General features: G+C 45.6%; 18 protein-coding genes. 17 read left to right on the top strand and 1 reads right to left on the bottom strand.

Translation table 11 applies throughout. The features are described 5' to 3' along the window. The 14 genes from CP943_RS12655 to fni all read left to right on the top strand — a co-directional run bounded on the left by CP943_RS12655 (position 1) and on the right by fni (position 13,197). Positions 1-729 carry a LysM peptidoglycan-binding domain-containing protein gene (locus CP943_RS12655; protein ID WP_105981047.1) on the top strand — a complete coding sequence of 243 codons (729 nt, stop codon included), beginning with the start codon at positions 1-3 and terminating at the stop codon, positions 727-729. 121 nt (positions 730-850) lie between these two features. Next, a complete protein-coding gene (locus CP943_RS12650; RefSeq protein ID WP_229029999.1) occupies positions 851-1,240 on the top strand; it encodes a YpbF family protein in 390 nt (129 codons plus the stop codon). Between the two features lie 80 nt (positions 1,241-1,320). Beyond that, positions 1,321-2,106, top strand: a complete 786-nt coding sequence (locus CP943_RS12645; RefSeq protein ID WP_026579371.1) for a metallophosphoesterase — start codon at positions 1,321-1,323, stop codon at positions 2,104-2,106. 153 nt (positions 2,107-2,259) lie between these two features. Continuing rightward, entirely contained in the window at positions 2,260-2,844 is a 585-nt protein-coding gene (locus CP943_RS12640) for a genetic competence negative regulator (protein WP_020451981.1), read from the top strand. Between the two features lie 195 nt (positions 2,845-3,039). Next, a complete protein-coding gene (locus tag CP943_RS12635) occupies positions 3,040-4,314 on the top strand; it encodes a Glu/Leu/Phe/Val family dehydrogenase (RefSeq protein ID WP_020451980.1) in 1,275 nt (424 codons plus the stop codon). Between the two features lie 89 nt (positions 4,315-4,403). Then, positions 4,404-5,369 (top strand): YpdA family putative bacillithiol disulfide reductase, encoded by a 966-nt coding sequence (locus CP943_RS12630; RefSeq protein WP_023857466.1) that lies wholly within the window; start codon positions 4,404-4,406, stop codon positions 5,367-5,369. Positions 5,370-5,477: 108 nt separating this feature from the next. Continuing rightward, positions 5,478-6,446: an asparaginase gene (locus CP943_RS12625; protein WP_020451978.1), complete on the top strand. Its 969-nt coding sequence runs from the start codon at positions 5,478-5,480 to the stop codon at positions 6,444-6,446. Between the two features lie 79 nt (positions 6,447-6,525). Next, entirely contained in the window at positions 6,526-7,194 is a 669-nt protein-coding gene (gene prsW, locus CP943_RS12620) for a glutamic-type intramembrane protease PrsW (protein WP_023857465.1), read from the top strand. A gap of 185 nt (positions 7,195-7,379) precedes the next feature. Further along, positions 7,380-8,297 (top strand): spore cortex-lytic enzyme, encoded by a 918-nt coding sequence (gene sleB / locus CP943_RS12615; protein ID WP_371268733.1) that lies wholly within the window; start codon positions 7,380-7,382, stop codon positions 8,295-8,297. Between the two features lie 16 nt (positions 8,298-8,313). Further along, positions 8,314-9,666, top strand: a complete 1,353-nt coding sequence (gene ypeB / locus CP943_RS12610; protein ID WP_023857463.1) for a germination protein YpeB — start codon at positions 8,314-8,316, stop codon at positions 9,664-9,666. A 162-nt stretch (positions 9,667-9,828) separates the two neighbouring features. Next, complete coding sequence (locus tag CP943_RS22300) at positions 9,829-10,005, top strand: YpfB family protein (RefSeq protein ID WP_023857462.1); 177 nt, start codon at positions 9,829-9,831, stop codon at positions 10,003-10,005. 80 nt (positions 10,006-10,085) lie between these two features. Next, on the top strand, positions 10,086-10,766 hold the full coding sequence (cmk, locus tag CP943_RS12605) for a (d)CMP kinase (RefSeq protein WP_023857461.1): 681 nt from the start codon (positions 10,086-10,088) through the stop codon (positions 10,764-10,766). Positions 10,767-10,983: 217 nt separating this feature from the next. After that, positions 10,984-12,132 (top strand): 30S ribosomal protein S1, encoded by a 1,149-nt coding sequence (gene rpsA, locus CP943_RS12600; protein ID WP_023857460.1) that lies wholly within the window; start codon positions 10,984-10,986, stop codon positions 12,130-12,132. Between the two features lie 15 nt (positions 12,133-12,147). Continuing rightward, positions 12,148-13,197, top strand: coding sequence for a type 2 isopentenyl-diphosphate Delta-isomerase (gene fni / locus CP943_RS12595; protein WP_023857459.1), 1,050 nt, complete (start codon positions 12,148-12,150; stop codon positions 13,195-13,197). Positions 13,198-13,226: 29 nt separating this feature from the next. Here fni and CP943_RS12590 read toward each other — a convergent pair whose 3' ends face one another. After that, complete coding sequence (locus tag CP943_RS12590; RefSeq protein WP_105981046.1) at positions 13,227-13,358, bottom strand: YpzI family protein; 132 nt, start codon at positions 13,356-13,358, stop codon at positions 13,227-13,229. A gap of 72 nt (positions 13,359-13,430) precedes the next feature. Between CP943_RS12590 and CP943_RS12585 the strand changes: the two genes are divergently transcribed. Genes CP943_RS12585 through CP943_RS12575 form a run of 3 tightly spaced genes read left to right on the top strand, consistent with a single transcriptional unit; the run spans position 13,431 to position 15,120 of the window. After that, the gene (locus CP943_RS12585; protein ID WP_026579374.1) at positions 13,431-14,033 is read left to right on the top strand and encodes a YphA family membrane protein; all 603 of its coding nucleotides are present in this window, start codon (positions 13,431-13,433) and stop codon (positions 14,031-14,033) included. Then, positions 14,030-14,929: a YIEGIA family protein gene (locus tag CP943_RS12580; RefSeq protein ID WP_020451970.1), complete on the top strand. Its 900-nt coding sequence runs from the start codon at positions 14,030-14,032 to the stop codon at positions 14,927-14,929. The genes CP943_RS12585 and CP943_RS12580 overlap by 4 nt, the downstream gene beginning before the upstream one ends. Beyond that, entirely contained in the window at positions 14,926-15,120 is a 195-nt protein-coding gene (locus tag CP943_RS12575) for a capping complex subunit for YIEGIA (RefSeq protein ID WP_023857457.1), read from the top strand. The genes CP943_RS12580 and CP943_RS12575 overlap by 4 nt, the downstream gene beginning before the upstream one ends. Positions 15,121-15,195: the final 75 nt, after the last annotated feature.

Below are 15,195 nucleotides of genomic sequence, written 5' to 3'. Positions count from 1 at the left end.
ATGAGCCGGGAGGCGGCCGTGGCTGTTGAACTGAAGACACCTGATGATGACATTCCTTCCAGGCAGACGTATCACAAAAAAAAGAAGCACACCAAAAAAAAGAATAAAGACAGAAATCCGCTATTCACGTCACTTGCAGTCATGTTTGTTTTCATTCCGATCATCGTCTTCGTGGTGTTTATGTACATGCTGAACCAAGACAAAGGCGGCGATTCCAACTCTGATCAGTATGATAATGTGTTTTATGAAAACAAATCCGGTGAGACGGGAATGACGAATGAAAATCAAAACGGTGAACAAGAAGCGGATCAAAAGGCGGCTTCGCAGCATACAGCCGCCGCCCTTCAAGAAGAAAAGCTGAAAGAGAACAAACAATCGGAAAATAAAGAGGATGAACCGTCAAAAAAAGACGAGCAAAAGGAAAAAGAGCAGCCTAAAGAGGCAAAAAAAGCTGAGGAGAAGCCTGTCGCTGCAAAGAAGCCTACCGCACCGAAGCAGCCTGCGGAACAAGAGAAGAAAACGGCAAGCGCAGCTCAAACGCCGCCCGTTCAGCAAGCGCCGCAGCCCAAAAAGGTGCTGAAGCACACGGTTGGCGAAAAAGAGACGCTTTATCGGATTTCGATGAAATATTATAAGAACCGGTCAGGAGAGGAAAAAATCCGCAATTATAATCAATTATCAGGCAACAATGTCTACACCGGCCAGATTCTGAATATCCCGATTTATTAACAATGGCATCATTTTGCCCGCGAATACATATACATTGTACTATCAAATAGGACAAGGTGTGAGGACTGTGGGAAGCGAGCTTGAAGAGCTGAACCGTTTTACGGACGAACCGACGAAACAAATGCTCCGCGCCTTAATTAAAAGGAAGAAAAAGTACGAAAACTATGCCAGACAGACATTCAGGTGGCAGGCGCTGGCGGCGATATGCGCGGTTTCGTTTTGTTTGTTTGCAGCGTCAAAAGGGCTCGGGCAAAACGGCTTCCTTTCCGGCTTGCTGAATGACTCCGTCTACCTGCTTTGGATTTTGTCGGCCGCTTTTGCATACAGCACCGCTTACTATTTTAAAAAGAAGGAAGAAAAAGCAGAAGGGGAATTTCATAAGCTGAGATGCGAGATTATTCAGAAAAGCACGGATTTATGGCCCCAGCCTGAAGAGTGGAAATCAAGGGAAACGGTTTTTAAGATCATGAAACAGCAGTATGACATTAATCTTTATTTCGAAAGCAAATAAAAAAGACGTTTTCTTATTAAAAGAAACGTCTTTTTGCATAAAGCCGTCTTATGATAAACAAAACAGATTGGAGAATGCACATGATCTATTGGCTCAGTCTGGCTTCGGCCGTTTTCATCGGTTTTGCTGCTTTAGTGTGGAAAATGTCAGGTATCGCGCGAGAAAACCGGGTATTGAAAGCCGAGTTTTCGCTCAGGCGCCTAAATAACGAATTGACCGTCTTTTTTATTTCGGATATTCATAGGCGGACAGTCAGTGAAGACATTATTCGTGAAGTGAAAGAACACGGGGTTCAGCTCGTCTTGATCGGCGGCGACTTAGCGGAGGGCGGCGTTCCTTATTCGAGACTTGAAGAAAATATCAAAAGGCTTTCAAGTTTGGGAAAAACGTATTTTGTATGGGGAAATAACGATTATGAAGTTGATCAGGAAAGGCTGCAGGAAATATTCAAGGCACACGGCGTAACGCCTTTGCGCAATGCTTCGGTTTTGCATGACCATCAAGGACAAGCCGTCAATATTTGCGGAGTGGATGACATCAGGCTCGAATTGGATGATTACCAGGCAGCGCTCAGAGGCGTGCAGCAGGATTTTCCGACCATCCTTGTGTCACATAATCCGGAGATTCATCATCAAATACAGGAGACAGACGGTATTGATCTCATATTGAGCGGTCATACCCACGGAGGACAGATTCGCCTCGGCAGATTCGGGCTCTGTGAAATCGGAGGAACCGGAACCGTTCATCAGGCGCCGTACTTGATCAGCAACGGCTATGGCACATCGAAGCTTCCGCTGCGGCTGGGAGCGAGGCCGGAAACCCATCTGATTAAGCTGGTCCCGGGACCCTGCATGGAAGGAAACTGATGCTTTTTCACTGAAAAGGAACGAAAAGGCGGCATTGTGCTTGTCTTCCGCCCAAACACAGTGTAAACTGGTATCAAAATTAAGAACCTATGACTCATCATCTCCATATAATAAGATATATGATGTGTGCAAGAAGAGGCAGGAGGGAACGTTATGCGGCTTGAGCGTCTAAATTATAATAAGATCAAAATCTTTCTGACACTTGACGATCTGACAGACCGGGGGCTGACGAAAGAAGACCTTTGGAAAGACTCATTTAAAGTTCAGCAGCTGTTTAAAGACATGATGAACGAAGCGAATACAGAGCTCGGGTTCGAAGCGAATGGCCCAATCGCTGTTGAAGTGTATTCTCTTCAAGCACAAGGAATGGTCATCATTGTCACAAAAAATCAAGAAACAGATGAAGACGATAATGAGTATGATGAGGACTATATTGAAATGCAAGTCAAACTTGGCGAAAGTGTTGACATTATATATGAATTTCAAACGTTTGAGCATCTGATTGAACTTTCCAAAAACCTGGACCGCATCGGTATTCAAGGCGGGACAGTCTACCACTATGAAGACAGGTATTTCTTAAGTCTCGACGATTTTGACTCCCATGAGGCTGACGGCGTGATTTCGATTTTAGCCGAATATGGGAATCCGACGACTTTAACGATTTACAGGCTTCAGGAATACGGAAAGAAAATCATGGAAAACAATGCCGTTCAGACCATTCAGACATATTTCAAATAGCCCGCATTCAAAAAAGATATTCTGCTGTGTTAAACAGCAGTTTTTTTCTGCCGAAAATAAGAATATAACAAAAAAGATTTTTCTCGAATATTTTCACGAAAAATGGTTGATTGTTCTTTGCATGATTAGTGCAAGGGTGTATACTATTCTCTGAAAGGACAACATGCCAGAAAGACTTTAGGAGGTTAACTTATAATGGTAGCCGATCAAAACACCGGTCATACTGAAGAAAACACACATGACGTTTTGAAATCAACGCAAACGGTGATACATAAGGCGCTTGAAAAATTGGGGTATCCTGAAGAGGTGTATGAATTACTAAAAGAACCGATCCGTTTTTTAACGGTGAAAATTCCGGTTCGCATGGACGATGGATCTGTTAAGATTTTCACGGGCTACCGAGCCCAGCACAATGATGCAGTAGGGCCGACAAAAGGCGGCATCCGTTTTCATCCGGGAGTTACAGAAAAAGAAGTTAAAGCGCTTTCTATTTGGATGAGTCTGAAATGCGGCATCATCGACCTTCCATATGGAGGCGGAAAGGGCGGGATCATCTGTGATCCGCGGGATATGTCCTTTCCTGAACTGGAACGTTTAAGCAGAGGGTACGTCCGGGCGATCAGCCAAATTGTCGGACCGACAAAAGACGTGCCGGCTCCCGATGTATTTACCAATTCTCAAATCATGGCATGGATGATGGACGAATATTCAAGAATCGACGAATTCAACTCGCCGGGCTTCATTACCGGCAAACCGCTCGTTTTAGGTGGTTCTCACGGCAGAGAATCTGCGACAGCAAAAGGGGTTACAATCTGCATTAAAGAGGCGGCGAAAAAGAAAGACATCGACATTGAGGGAGCTTCTGTCGTCGTGCAGGGGTTCGGAAATGCGGGAAGCTACCTTGCGAAATTCATGTATGACGCGGGTGCAAAAGTTGTCGGCATTTCTGATGCATACGGCGGCCTGTATGATCCTGAAGGGCTTGACATCGATTACCTGCTTGACCGCCGGGACAGCTTTGGAACGGTCACAAAGCTGTTTAATGACACCATTACAAACAAAGAACTGCTGGAGCTGGAATGCGACATTCTGGTGCCGGCTGCAATAGAAAATCAAATTACCGCGGAAAACGCCCATAACATCAAGGCGAAAATCGTTGTCGAAGCAGCCAACGGCCCGACGACGCTCGAAGCGACGAAAATTCTTTCCGACCGCGGCATTCTTCTTGTACCGGACGTGCTGGCAAGCGCCGGCGGTGTAACCGTATCGTATTTTGAGTGGGTGCAAAACAACCAGGGATTCTACTGGACTGAAGAAGAAGTTGAAGAACGTTTGGAAAAAATGATGGTCAAGTCGTTCAACAATATTTACGAAATGGCGCACAACCGCAGAATCGACATGCGGCTTGCAGCCTATATGGTGGGCGTCCGCAAGATGGCGGAAGCATCCCGCTTCAGAGGCTGGATATAGGTTCAAACATTTGCAACAACCCAAAAAATCTCCTATCATAAAATAGGAGATTTTTTGATTTGCCCGATATGACAGGAGATGAACGGAACATGAAAGAAGAAAAAGTGATCATTATCGGCGGTGGCCCCTGCGGGCTTTCAGCAGCTATTCACATGCAAGAGATCGGAATAGATGCACTCGTCATTGAAAAAGGAAACATCGTCAACAGCATTTATCAATATCCTACACACCAAACCTTTTTCAGCTCAAGCGAAAAACTTGAAATTGGCGATGTCGCTTTTATTACCGAAAATCACAAGCCGGTCAGAAATCAGGCGCTTTCTTATTACAGGGAAGTCGCCAAGCGGAAAAATTTGCGGATCAACGCGTTTGAGAAAGTTCAATCCGTCACAAAAACAGAAAATAACCAATTTGTCGTGGAAACATCAAAGGATACGTATTTGTCGTCATTTTGCGTGATCGCAACGGGATATTATGACAACCCGAACTATATGAACGTCCCGGGAGAAGACCTTCCGAAAGTATTCCATTATTTTAAAGAGGCTCATCCGTATTTTGATAAAGATGTTGCGGTTATCGGCGGGAAAAACTCAAGCGTCGACGCGGCGATGGAGCTCGTTAAAGCGGGCGCAAGAGTGACCGTTCTGTACAGAGGGAACGAATATTCCTCCAGCATCAAACCATGGATCCTTCCCGAATTCCTTTCGCTTGTCAAGCACGGAAAAATCAGAATGGAATTCCGGGCGGTCGTCAAAGAAATTACGGAAGAAGAGCTGATTTTTTCTGTCGACGGAAAAGAGACCAAGATCAAAAATGATTTTGTATTCGCGATGACAGGCTATCACCCTGATCACGGCTTCCTTCAAAAAATGGGAGTCGAAATTGACGCGGAGTCGGGCCGTCCTTCCTTTAATGAAGAAACGATGGAGACGAACGAAGAAGGCATCTTCATCGCCGGCGTTATTGCGGCCGGGAACAACGCAAATGAAATCTTCATTGAAAACGGACGTTTTCACGGCGGCTTAATTGCAGCTGAAATTGCTAAACGAATATAAAACCAATATTTTATGATTTTTATCAGGCAAAAGAGAGCATATTCTATAAATAGATGTGCTCTCTTTTTTTATCGGCACACAGACCAACATGAAAAGGGGCAGCCTGACATGAAAAAGAAAGTAGCTCTTATTACAACGGGAGGAACGATCGCCAGCCGGAAAACCGAAAGCGGCAGGCTTGCGGCAGGGGCGATCAGCGGTCCTGAATTAGCCGAAATGTGCAGCCTGCCGGAAGATGTCCAGATCGATGTCTATCCGGCGTTTCAGCTTCCGAGTATGCATATTACATTTCAGCATTTACTAGAACTCAAACAAACCGTCGAACGCGTTTTTCAGGACGGCAGCTATGACGGCGTGGTTGTGACGCATGGTACGGACACGCTTGAAGAAACCGCTTATTTTTTAGATTTAACCTTGCAGGATGAGAGGCCGGTCGTTGTCACAGGCTCACAACGAGCCCCCGAGCAGCAAGGAACAGATGCATATACAAATATCAGACACGCCGTTTATACAGCGTGCAGCCCAGATATAAAAGGAGCCGGCACGGTCGTTGTTTTTAACGAGAGGATCTTCAACGCGCGCTACGTTAAAAAAGTGCACGCTTCGAACCTGCAGGGTTTTGACGTATTCGGCTTCGGTTACTTAGGGATTATTGACAATGATAAAGTATACGTTTATCAAAAGCCCTTAAAGCGGGATGTTCATCAGCTGCAAAGACCGCTTCCTGAAGTGGATATCGTCAAATGCTATCTGGATGGAGACGGCAAGTTTATCAGAGCCGCTGTCCGCGAGGGTGCAGCAGGGATCGTCCTTGAAGGAGTCGGAAGGGGACAGGTACCGCCGAATATGGTGGGCGATATTGAGCAAGCTTTACATCAGGGCGTTTATATCGTCATCACGACGAGCGCAGAGGAAGGCGAAGTGTATACGACCTATGACTATGCGGGCAGCAGCTATGACCTCGCAAAAAAAGGGGTCATCTTAGGCAAGGATTATGACAGCAAAAAAGCGAGAATGAAACTGGCCGTCCTTCTTGCAAGCTATGAAGAAGGTATAAAAGACAAATTCTGCTACTAGGCGGCCCGTTCTTTTTCAATTTCAAAACAATCAGAATCATGGTAGGATAGAATGAGATGAAAAGGAAAGAGGTTTCCTCATGTTCGGAATTATCTCAGCAGGCTTAGCTCCCGGAATCGCACTGTTAATGTATTTTTACTTAAAGGAAAAATATGAATCCGAGCCCATTCATATGGTCATCCGCCTTTTTATACTGGGGGTCTTGCTCGTTTTTCCGACGATGTTTATCCAGTATGTATTGGAAAAAGAACACATTTCTGAGGGCAGTTTTGTCGTTTCATTTTTAACTTCCGGCTTTTTGGAAGAATTTTTAAAATGGTTTTTGCTGATGGTCAGCGCTTTTCAGCATATCGATTTTGATGAACACTATGACGGGATCGTATACGGGACAAGCCTTTCATTGGGGTTTGCGACGCTTGAAAATATATTGTATCTCATCGGGAACGGGGTGGAGTACGCTTTTATGCGCGCTTTGCTTCCGGTTTCCAGCCATGCCTTATTCGGAGTGATCATGGGCTTTTACATCGGCAAAGCCCGTTTTTCCTCAAGTAAAACAAAGATGAAATGGCTGTTCTGCTCGCTTTTTATTCCGGCTTTGCTTCACGGTCTCTACGATTATATTCTGCTTGCCTTAAAAAACTGGATTTATTTTATGCTGCCCTTTATGGCGTTTCTTTGGTGGTTCGGCTTGCGCAAAGCAAAAAAAGCCCGTTCCGTCAAAGCCGGCGGGCAGTCTCTTCAGCAATAGCCGCCTCGAGCATAGGCGGTTTTTTTCATTTTCTGTCCGGCATATTTACCTAAAGTTGAAACAGAAAGGAAAGCGTGTATAAAATCTGCCTCTCTACAAAAGATATGGGTACAAAAATGCTGGAGGAGGCTTAAAACATGAAGTCGAAAGGTTCTTTTTGTTTGAATGTCATTTTATGTACCATTATGGCAACCAGTCTTTCACTTCCATTCAGTCAAAAAAGCGCTGCCTTTTCTGAACAGGTAATACAGCGGGGGGCGACAGGGGATGATGTGATTGAACTGCAGGCAAGGCTTCAATACAACGGCTATTACAATGGCAGAATTGACGGAGTATACGGATGGGCGACATACTGGGCCGTCCGCAATTTCCAAAATCAGTTCGGCTTAAAGGATACAGACGGCCTGGTCGGGCCGAAAACAAAACGATTTTTAATCAATCATACTAAATATTACAGCGACTACGTGCACAGACAACTTCGAAAAGGAAACCAATTTACACATTACGGCGGACTGCCGCTAAAGTATCAGACGAAGCCTTCAAAAGAAGTGCAGCAGCAGGCGAGAAAAAAGGCGGAAGCAAGACAGCAGCAGGGCGCACAGCAGCAGGGCACTGCCCAAAAGCAGCCGCAGCAAAAGCAGCAGGCCGCTCCTGCACAGCCGAAAAAACAAGCGCAGCCAAAGGCTGCACCTAAACAGCAGGCGCCTAAAAAACAGGATGCCGTTGCAGCCAACATGCCGGGCGGTTTCTCGAACAACGACATTAATCTGTTGGCCCAAGCGGTTTACGGTGAAGCGCGCGGAGAACCGTATGACGGCCAGGTTGCTGTTGCAGCCGTTATTTTAAACAGGCTCGACAGCCCTACCTTCCCGAACACGGTGGCTGGTGTTATCTTTGAACCGCTTGCATTTACAGCTGTCGCGGATGGACAGATTTACATGACCCCGGATGAAACGGCGAAAAAAGCCGTTCTTGACGCCATCAATGGCTGGGATCCGTCAGAAAATGCGACTTACTACTTTAACCCTGACACGGCCACTAGCTCATGGATTTGGGGCAGACCACAAATTAAAAGGATCGGTAAACACATTTTCTGTGAATAAAAGCGAGGTGCTATAAATGATCAGAGGAATTTTAATCGCCCTTTTAGGTGTCGCCATCGTCGGAACAAGCTATTGGGGCTATAAGGAACATCAGGAGAAAGACGCCGTTTTGCTTCATGCCGAAAACAACTATCAAAGGGCATTTCACGATTTAACTTATCAGGTGGATCAGCTGCATGACAAAATCGGGAGCACACTTGCGATGAACAGCAAAAAAACCCTGTCTCCCGCCTTGGCGGAAGTATGGAAGACGACTTCTGAAGCGCATAACAATGTCAGCCAGCTGCCGCTGACCTTAATGCCGTTTAACAAGACAGAAGAATTTTTGGCAAAGGTCGGAGATTTCAGCTACAAAGCAGCCGTGCGCGACCTTGACAAAGAGCCGCTTAATAAAAAAGAGTACGCTTCTTTAAATCAGCTATATGAAAATTCAAAGGATATACAAAATGAATTGCGTAATGTCCAGCATTTGATTATAGACAAAAATCTGAGATGGATGGATGTAGAGCTTGCGCTCGCGTCCGGCCAAAAACAAAGCGACAATACGATCATTAATGGATTTAAAACCGTTGAAAAAAGCGCAAGTGCGTTTTCTGATACGGATTTAAGCGCGACAGAGATGACGAACACGAAAAAAGAGCAGCAAGGGTACGACCATTTAAAAGGCAAGAGAATAACCGAAAAAGAAGCGCGCAAGATTGCCCAAAAATTCGCTCAGGACAAAAATTACAATATCAAAGTGTCGAAAAGCGGCAAGAAAACGAACAGGGATGTATATAGCATCAGCATGCAGGACCCTGATCAAAAAGCGGATATTTATATGGACATTACCGAAAAAGGCGGATATCCAGTTTATCTGATCCAAAACAAAAAAATTAAAGATGAAAAAATCAGCCTGAACGACGCGTCGAACAAAGCCCTTCAATTTTTGAAAAAAAACGGCTATAAAACCGAAGACCTGAAGATGGATGAAAGCTCGCAATACGACGGCGTCGGCGTATTTTCGTTTGTTCCGGTCCAGGACGGCGTCTGGCTCTATCCGGACAGCATCCGCATCAAGGTCGCGCTTGACGACGGCGAAATTACCGGATTTAATGCAAAGGATTTCTTAATCTCCCATAAAAAAAGAGACTTGCCGAAGCCGAAATTAACGCTTGAAAAAGCGAAAGCAAGCCTGAATCCCAACGTAAAGGTTCAGGAGACGCGCCTTGCTTTAGTCACAAACGAGCTTTCACAAGAAGTGCTCTGCTACGAAATTCTCGGCACGATTGAAAACGATACATTCCGCATGTTTATCAATACCGAAGACGGCACGGAAGAGAAGGTCCAAAAAATGAAAAGTGCAGAACCGATATATAACGATTTGTAAAACGATAGATCAGAGGGAAAAGGCGGATACATGCCTTTTCCTTTTTAGCATTCGGAATAATTCGTCCTAAACATTTCCATACTGAACGTATGGGCGGAACGTCCGCCGGTGAAAATTGAACATGCCCGGTGCCATAAACTTTCCGGGCAGCGGAGGAATGTTATGAAAACAATAGAACGGTTATTATTTAAGATTCTTGTCGTACAGGCGGTCATATTAATCAGCGTGCAGCTTCTTTTTCATTTCTCCAAGGCTGAGCCTTATCTGTCAAAAGTTGTGCAGTATGAAGGCGTGAACAACATGAAAATCGGCGAATGGATCGAGACATTTAAGCCGTAAATTCACGCTAAAATCTCCCCTTTTTCGCCTGATACATGATACAATCCTATAAGGAGTACCAGATAGCAAGGAGAGGAATTATGGAAAAGAAATTATGCATTGCAATAGACGGCCCTGCGGCAGCCGGAAAAAGCACCGTGGCTAAAATCGTGGCCGGAAAAAAGTCGTATATTTATATCGATACGGGTGCCATGTACAGGGCGATTACGTATTTAGCGCTGAAAAAGGGCGTCGATTTAAACGACGAAGCGGCGTTGACGGCCTTGTTAAAAGAATCTGCCATCGATCTCACGGTTTCGCTTGAAGGGGAGCAGAAGGTTTATATCGCAGGCGAAGATGTAACAGAGGCGATCCGCACGGATGACGTGAGCAACCAGGTTTCAATCGTCGCCAAATACGCCGGGATCCGCGAAGAAATGACGAAAAGGCAGCAGCAGCTGGCTGAAAAAGGCGGCGTCGTCATGGACGGCCGCGACATCGGTACCCACGTTCTCCCGAATGCGGAAGTGAAAATATTTCTTTTGGCGTCCGTTGAAGAGCGGGCAAAACGCCGCTTTGAAGAAAACGTCAAAAAAGGGTACAATGTAAACTATGAAACGCTTGCAGAAGAAATCAGGCGCCGTGACAAACTCGATTCAGAGCGCGAGATTTCGCCGTTGAAAAAAGCGGACGATGCGCTTGAAATCGATACGACTTCACTGACGATCGATGAGGTGGCCGAAAAAATCCTGCAGGTTGTAGACAAAAAGGCTCAAAAATAAAAAATCCGGGCAAATTACTTATTGTCTGCATGTTTTGACTTGACAAACACAGGCTTTTATTAGAAGTTAGTAATAATAAATCATGTTTTAGAACATTCAAATATCCATTTTTGAATGGTTCTTTAATACATATCGGCTGTCCGGATCGGATATCAATTCGTCCGGAATAACCGTTTTTACAAAAGCTGTGTAGGTTTGGACCAAGGAGGTTATTGAAATGACAGAGGAAATGAATCAAATTGATGTTCAAGTACCAGAGGTTGGAGATGTGGTGAAAGGTATTGTAACGAAAGTTGAGGACAAGCATGTCGATGTTGACATCCCCAACTGCAAGCAAACCGGAATTATCCCAATCAGTGAATTATCAAGTCTTCATGTTGAAAAAGCATCAGATGTCGTCAATGTAGACGATGAGCTTGAATTAAAAGTGACAAAAGTGGAAGACGATGCATTGATTTTATCAAAACGTGCTGTTGATGCAGACCGCGCTTGGGAAGACCTAGAGAAAAAGTTTGAGTCAAAAGAAGTGTTTGAAGCCGAAGTAAAAGACGTCGTTAAAGGCGGTCTGGTCGTCGATATCGGCGTGCGCGGATTCATTCCCGCATCGCTTGTAGAGGCGCATTTTGTTGAAGATTTTACAGATTATAAAGGAAAGACGCTTACTTTAATCGTCGTTGAGCTTGACAGAGATAAAAACCGCGTGATTTTATCACACCGTGCGGTTGTTGAAAAAGAGCAGTCGGAAAGAAAACAGGATTTTCTTCAAACGCTGGAAGCGGGACAGGTACTTGAAGGAAAAGTGCAGCGCCTGACAGATTTCGGTGCTTTCGTTGACATCGGCGGCATTGACGGTCTTGTTCACATCTCCCAGCTGTCGCATTCACACGTTGAAAAACCGTCAGACGTAGTCGAAGAAGGCCAGGATGTCAAAGTCAAAGTGCTGTCCGTCGACCGCGACAATGAGCGAATTTCGCTATCAATCAAAGAAACGCTTCCTGGGCCTTGGTCCAACATCGGCGAAAAAGTGAAGCCTGGAGACGTATTGGACGGAAAAGTCCAGCGCTTGGTGAGCTTCGGTGCGTTTGTCGAAGTGCTGCCTGGAGTTGAAGGCCTCGTCCACATTTCGCAAATCTCGAACAAACACATCGGAACACCTCATGAAGTCCTTGAGGAAGGCCAGGACGTTAAAGTGAAAGTTCTTGACGTCAACGAAGAGGAAGAGCGCATTTCTTTAAGCATGAAAGAGCTTGAAGAAAACACCGATAAAGCAGAGCAGGAAGATTACCGTCAATACCAGGCGAAGGAAGAGTCTTCAGGATTCCAGCTTGGTGAAATGATCGGAGACAAACTGAATAAATTAAAGTAAAATTTGGTGATGATGGTGACGCGAGCAAAAAGAAAAAAAGAACACATTGATCATGCCTTGTCCACCGGACAGAAACGTCAGACCGGGCTTGATGATATTACGTTTGTTCACGTCAGCCTTCCGGAAACGGAATTGTCACAAGTTGATACTTCAACCAAAATAGGCGAACTGTTTTTAAGTTCGCCTATTTTTATCAATGCGATGACAGGCGGGGGCGGGAAGGCGACGTTTGAGATCAACAGGGCTTTGGCGAGGGCGGCTGCACAAACGGGCATACCGGTCGCTGTCGGCTCGCAAATGTCCGCTTTGAAAGACCCTGATGAACGTCCTTCATACGAGATCGTCAGAAAAGAAAATCAGAAGGGTCTTGTATTCGCCAATTTGGGGAGCGAAGCGACGGTGGATCAGGCCAAACGGGCGGTCGACATGATTGAAGCCGACATGCTTCAAATTCACCTCAATGTGATTCAGGAAATTGTCATGCCTGAAGGCGACCGCAGCTTTACAGGTCGTCTGCACCGGATTGAAGACATCTGCCGAAATGTCAGCGTACCGGTCGCCGTAAAAGAAGTGGGCTTTGGCATGAGCAGGGACACCGCGGCCCGGCTTTTTAACGCCGGGGTCCAGGCGGTCGATGTCGGCGGTTTCGGAGGAACGAATTTTTCGAAAATCGAAAATTTGCGCAGAGATAAAGCGGTTCAGTTTTTCGATCAATGGGGCATATCGACAGCAGCCAGCCTGGCCGAAGTCAGCTCTCTGTTCGGCGATCAGCCGATTATCGCATCCGGAGGCATTCAAGATGCCCTTGATCTGGCCAAATCGATAGCGCTGGGTGCGTCTGCGGCGGGGATGGCGGGCTATTTTCTCCAAGTGCTGACAGCTTCGGGAGAAGAGGCGTTAGCCGCCGAAATCGAGAGCCTGATCGAAGATTTAAAAAGGATCATGACCGTCTTGGGGTGCCGGACGATTGAACAGTTGAAAAAAGCACCGCTCGTCATCAAGGGCGATACATATCATTGGCTGAAAGCGAGGGGTGTTGACCCCTTTGTTTACAGCAAGCGCTAAAAAAACCGGCTTCTCATGAGCCGGTTTTTTTACGGGTTTCGCTTCCGTGCTTCCTCCGCACTTTCGAGAGAGGCGGCCCCATTGTAGCTGATGGACTGGTCACGGTCGGATTCGGTTCGCTTCTGCTGTTTCAGCTTCTTTTCCTGCCTGTCTTTTCCCAACGCTGTTCCCTCCTTATTGCACGTTTAAAAAATCTCAAGTCACTCCATACTGAAAATGGAGGACGAAAACATATGGAAGAATTCTATTATTATTGGTCAATGTGGTTTTTATGGGTGTTAACGACTTTTATTCTTGAGAAAAACAGCTTTCGCTTTTATGCGTCAGCATTTATTCTGCTCAACATCATGTTAAGTATGTATCAGATTCAGCTCTTTCTGCATTTTAATGCCGCCTATTTGTCGTTTTATATAGGAGCTTTCATGCTGTGCGGTTATTTAAGGCTTCATAAAAGCGTCAAGCGGCTCCTGCTTCATTTGTCGATGGTGTCCGCCTACGGTTTTTTGTTTCTGTTTGCATTATATGACCCTGTTTGGTTTATCCTAAAGCCTGAATGGCTGATCATCATTCTGTTTGTCATCATGACGACGGCTTTTGAAAGAAGCTTCGCCGCCCGTCTCGGGATGTTTGTGCTCGGTGCGTGCCAGGGGGAGCTCTTGTATACATTCGTCATCAGAAAGCTTTATGGAGACATTGCAGCCGGCGGTTATTCATGGCTGTCAATGTGCGCTGCGGGGATCGTTCTCGTTTACGGAATCTCCCAGTATGAACGGCTGATGCATCAGTTCTATCACAAATGGAAGCGATTGAATAAAGGAGCAGCAAAAATGTCATGAGCCAATATACTTATCCGATCATCTTGGGAATTATCGCCGGTATTGTTGTCAGAGTGTACATGCTCCGAACCGACTACCGCCAGTACCCTACATATCTTCATGGGAAAACGATACATATTGCGCTGGCTTTGATCGCTGCCAGCATTGGAGCGATCATTATTCCGTCGATCTTAAAATCGGATTATACAGCGATTACGTTTTTAACGCTGGCTGCAACCCAATTCAGGGATGTCCGGAATATGGAACGCGAAACATTGACGCAGCTTGACGGCTATGAACTTGTTTCAAGAGGCAGCACGTATATCGAAGGAATTGCGATCGCCTTTGAAAGCAGAAATTACATTGTCATTTTCACATCGCTCCTGACGACCCTCGCATATATTCTGTTTTCATCGGTATGGGCAGGCCTTGCTGCAGCTTTCATCTGTTTTATCTCGGGCAGGATCTTAATGTCCGGAAGCTTTATTAAGGACATCGTCGATATAGAGTATAAAAAGCCTCATTTTGAAGGAGCCGGCCTTTATGTCGACAATATTTACATTATGAATATCGGGCTTCCTGAAAAACAGAAGCTGATTTTGGAACACGGCATGGGTTTTATTTTAAAACCGAAAAATTTTAATTCCGCAGTAACCATTGCCAATCTCGGGCAAAGGCAAGCGATTTTATTCGACGTTTCCAATGTGCTCGGAGTGTATCGAGACTCCGGAGAACCCTCTCTTTCGCCGCTGGCGAAAAGGGATTTGAATGACGGGCGGGTCGCGGTTTTTGTCCTTCCGGTCATCAAGGACAAGGAGACGGCGATCAGGGTCATCGGCGATGTTCCGACGCTGGAAAACGCCATTCGCGTACCGATGGAATTTATTAAAGAAAAGCACAGCAAGGTGATAAAATGAGCGAATCAATCGAAAAATTCATCCTCGCCGTCGTCACAACAAGGCGAGAGCGAGTGATCGGAGGGACGGCTGCATTTTTCTGCGACACCCCCGAGGAAATGAACACGTACGCGAAAAACCTTGAAGCCATTCTCGACGGAATCGCCCACGGAATAGGAGATGACCTTTATTTGATTGTGAAACATTTTTAATTACAGTTGTGATCTTTTTAGAAATTGATATAATATATGAGTTAAGCCCTTCTCATGGAATAAGAAGGGTTTCTT

This window comes from Bacillus paralicheniformis (assembly GCF_002993925.1).
GTDB lineage: Bacteria > Bacillota > Bacilli > Bacillales > Bacillaceae > Bacillus > Bacillus paralicheniformis.
Note: the sequence above shows the minus strand (reverse complement) of the source record. Positions and strands in the feature narration are given on the sequence as shown.

Bases quoted from the DNA above. Each gene is read 5' to 3' on its own strand.
- CP943_RS12655 (WP_105981047.1), top strand. From the start codon at position 1: ATGAGCCGGGAGGCGGCCGTGGCTGTTGAACTGAAGACACCTGATGAT.
- CP943_RS12650 (WP_229029999.1), top strand. From the start codon at position 851: ATGCTCCGCGCCTTAATTAAAAGGAAGAAAAAGTACGAAAACTATGCC.
- CP943_RS12645 (WP_026579371.1), top strand. From the start codon at position 1,321: ATGATCTATTGGCTCAGTCTGGCTTCGGCCGTTTTCATCGGTTTTGCT.
- CP943_RS12640 (WP_020451981.1), top strand. From the start codon at position 2,260: ATGCGGCTTGAGCGTCTAAATTATAATAAGATCAAAATCTTTCTGACA.
- CP943_RS12635 (WP_020451980.1), top strand. From the start codon at position 3,040: ATGGTAGCCGATCAAAACACCGGTCATACTGAAGAAAACACACATGAC.
- CP943_RS12630 (WP_023857466.1), top strand. From the start codon at position 4,404: ATGAAAGAAGAAAAAGTGATCATTATCGGCGGTGGCCCCTGCGGGCTT.
- CP943_RS12625 (WP_020451978.1), top strand. From the start codon at position 5,478: ATGAAAAAGAAAGTAGCTCTTATTACAACGGGAGGAACGATCGCCAGC.
- prsW (WP_023857465.1), top strand. From the start codon at position 6,526: ATGTTCGGAATTATCTCAGCAGGCTTAGCTCCCGGAATCGCACTGTTA.
- sleB (WP_371268733.1), top strand. From the start codon at position 7,380: ATGGCAACCAGTCTTTCACTTCCATTCAGTCAAAAAAGCGCTGCCTTT.
- ypeB (WP_023857463.1), top strand. From the start codon at position 8,314: ATGATCAGAGGAATTTTAATCGCCCTTTTAGGTGTCGCCATCGTCGGA.
- CP943_RS22300 (WP_023857462.1), top strand. From the start codon at position 9,829: ATGAAAACAATAGAACGGTTATTATTTAAGATTCTTGTCGTACAGGCG.
- cmk (WP_023857461.1), top strand. From the start codon at position 10,086: ATGGAAAAGAAATTATGCATTGCAATAGACGGCCCTGCGGCAGCCGGA.
- rpsA (WP_023857460.1), top strand. From the start codon at position 10,984: ATGACAGAGGAAATGAATCAAATTGATGTTCAAGTACCAGAGGTTGGA.
- CP943_RS12585 (WP_026579374.1), top strand. From the start codon at position 13,431: ATGGAAGAATTCTATTATTATTGGTCAATGTGGTTTTTATGGGTGTTA.
- CP943_RS12580 (WP_020451970.1), top strand. From the start codon at position 14,030: ATGAGCCAATATACTTATCCGATCATCTTGGGAATTATCGCCGGTATT.
- CP943_RS12575 (WP_023857457.1), top strand. From the start codon at position 14,926: ATGAGCGAATCAATCGAAAAATTCATCCTCGCCGTCGTCACAACAAGG.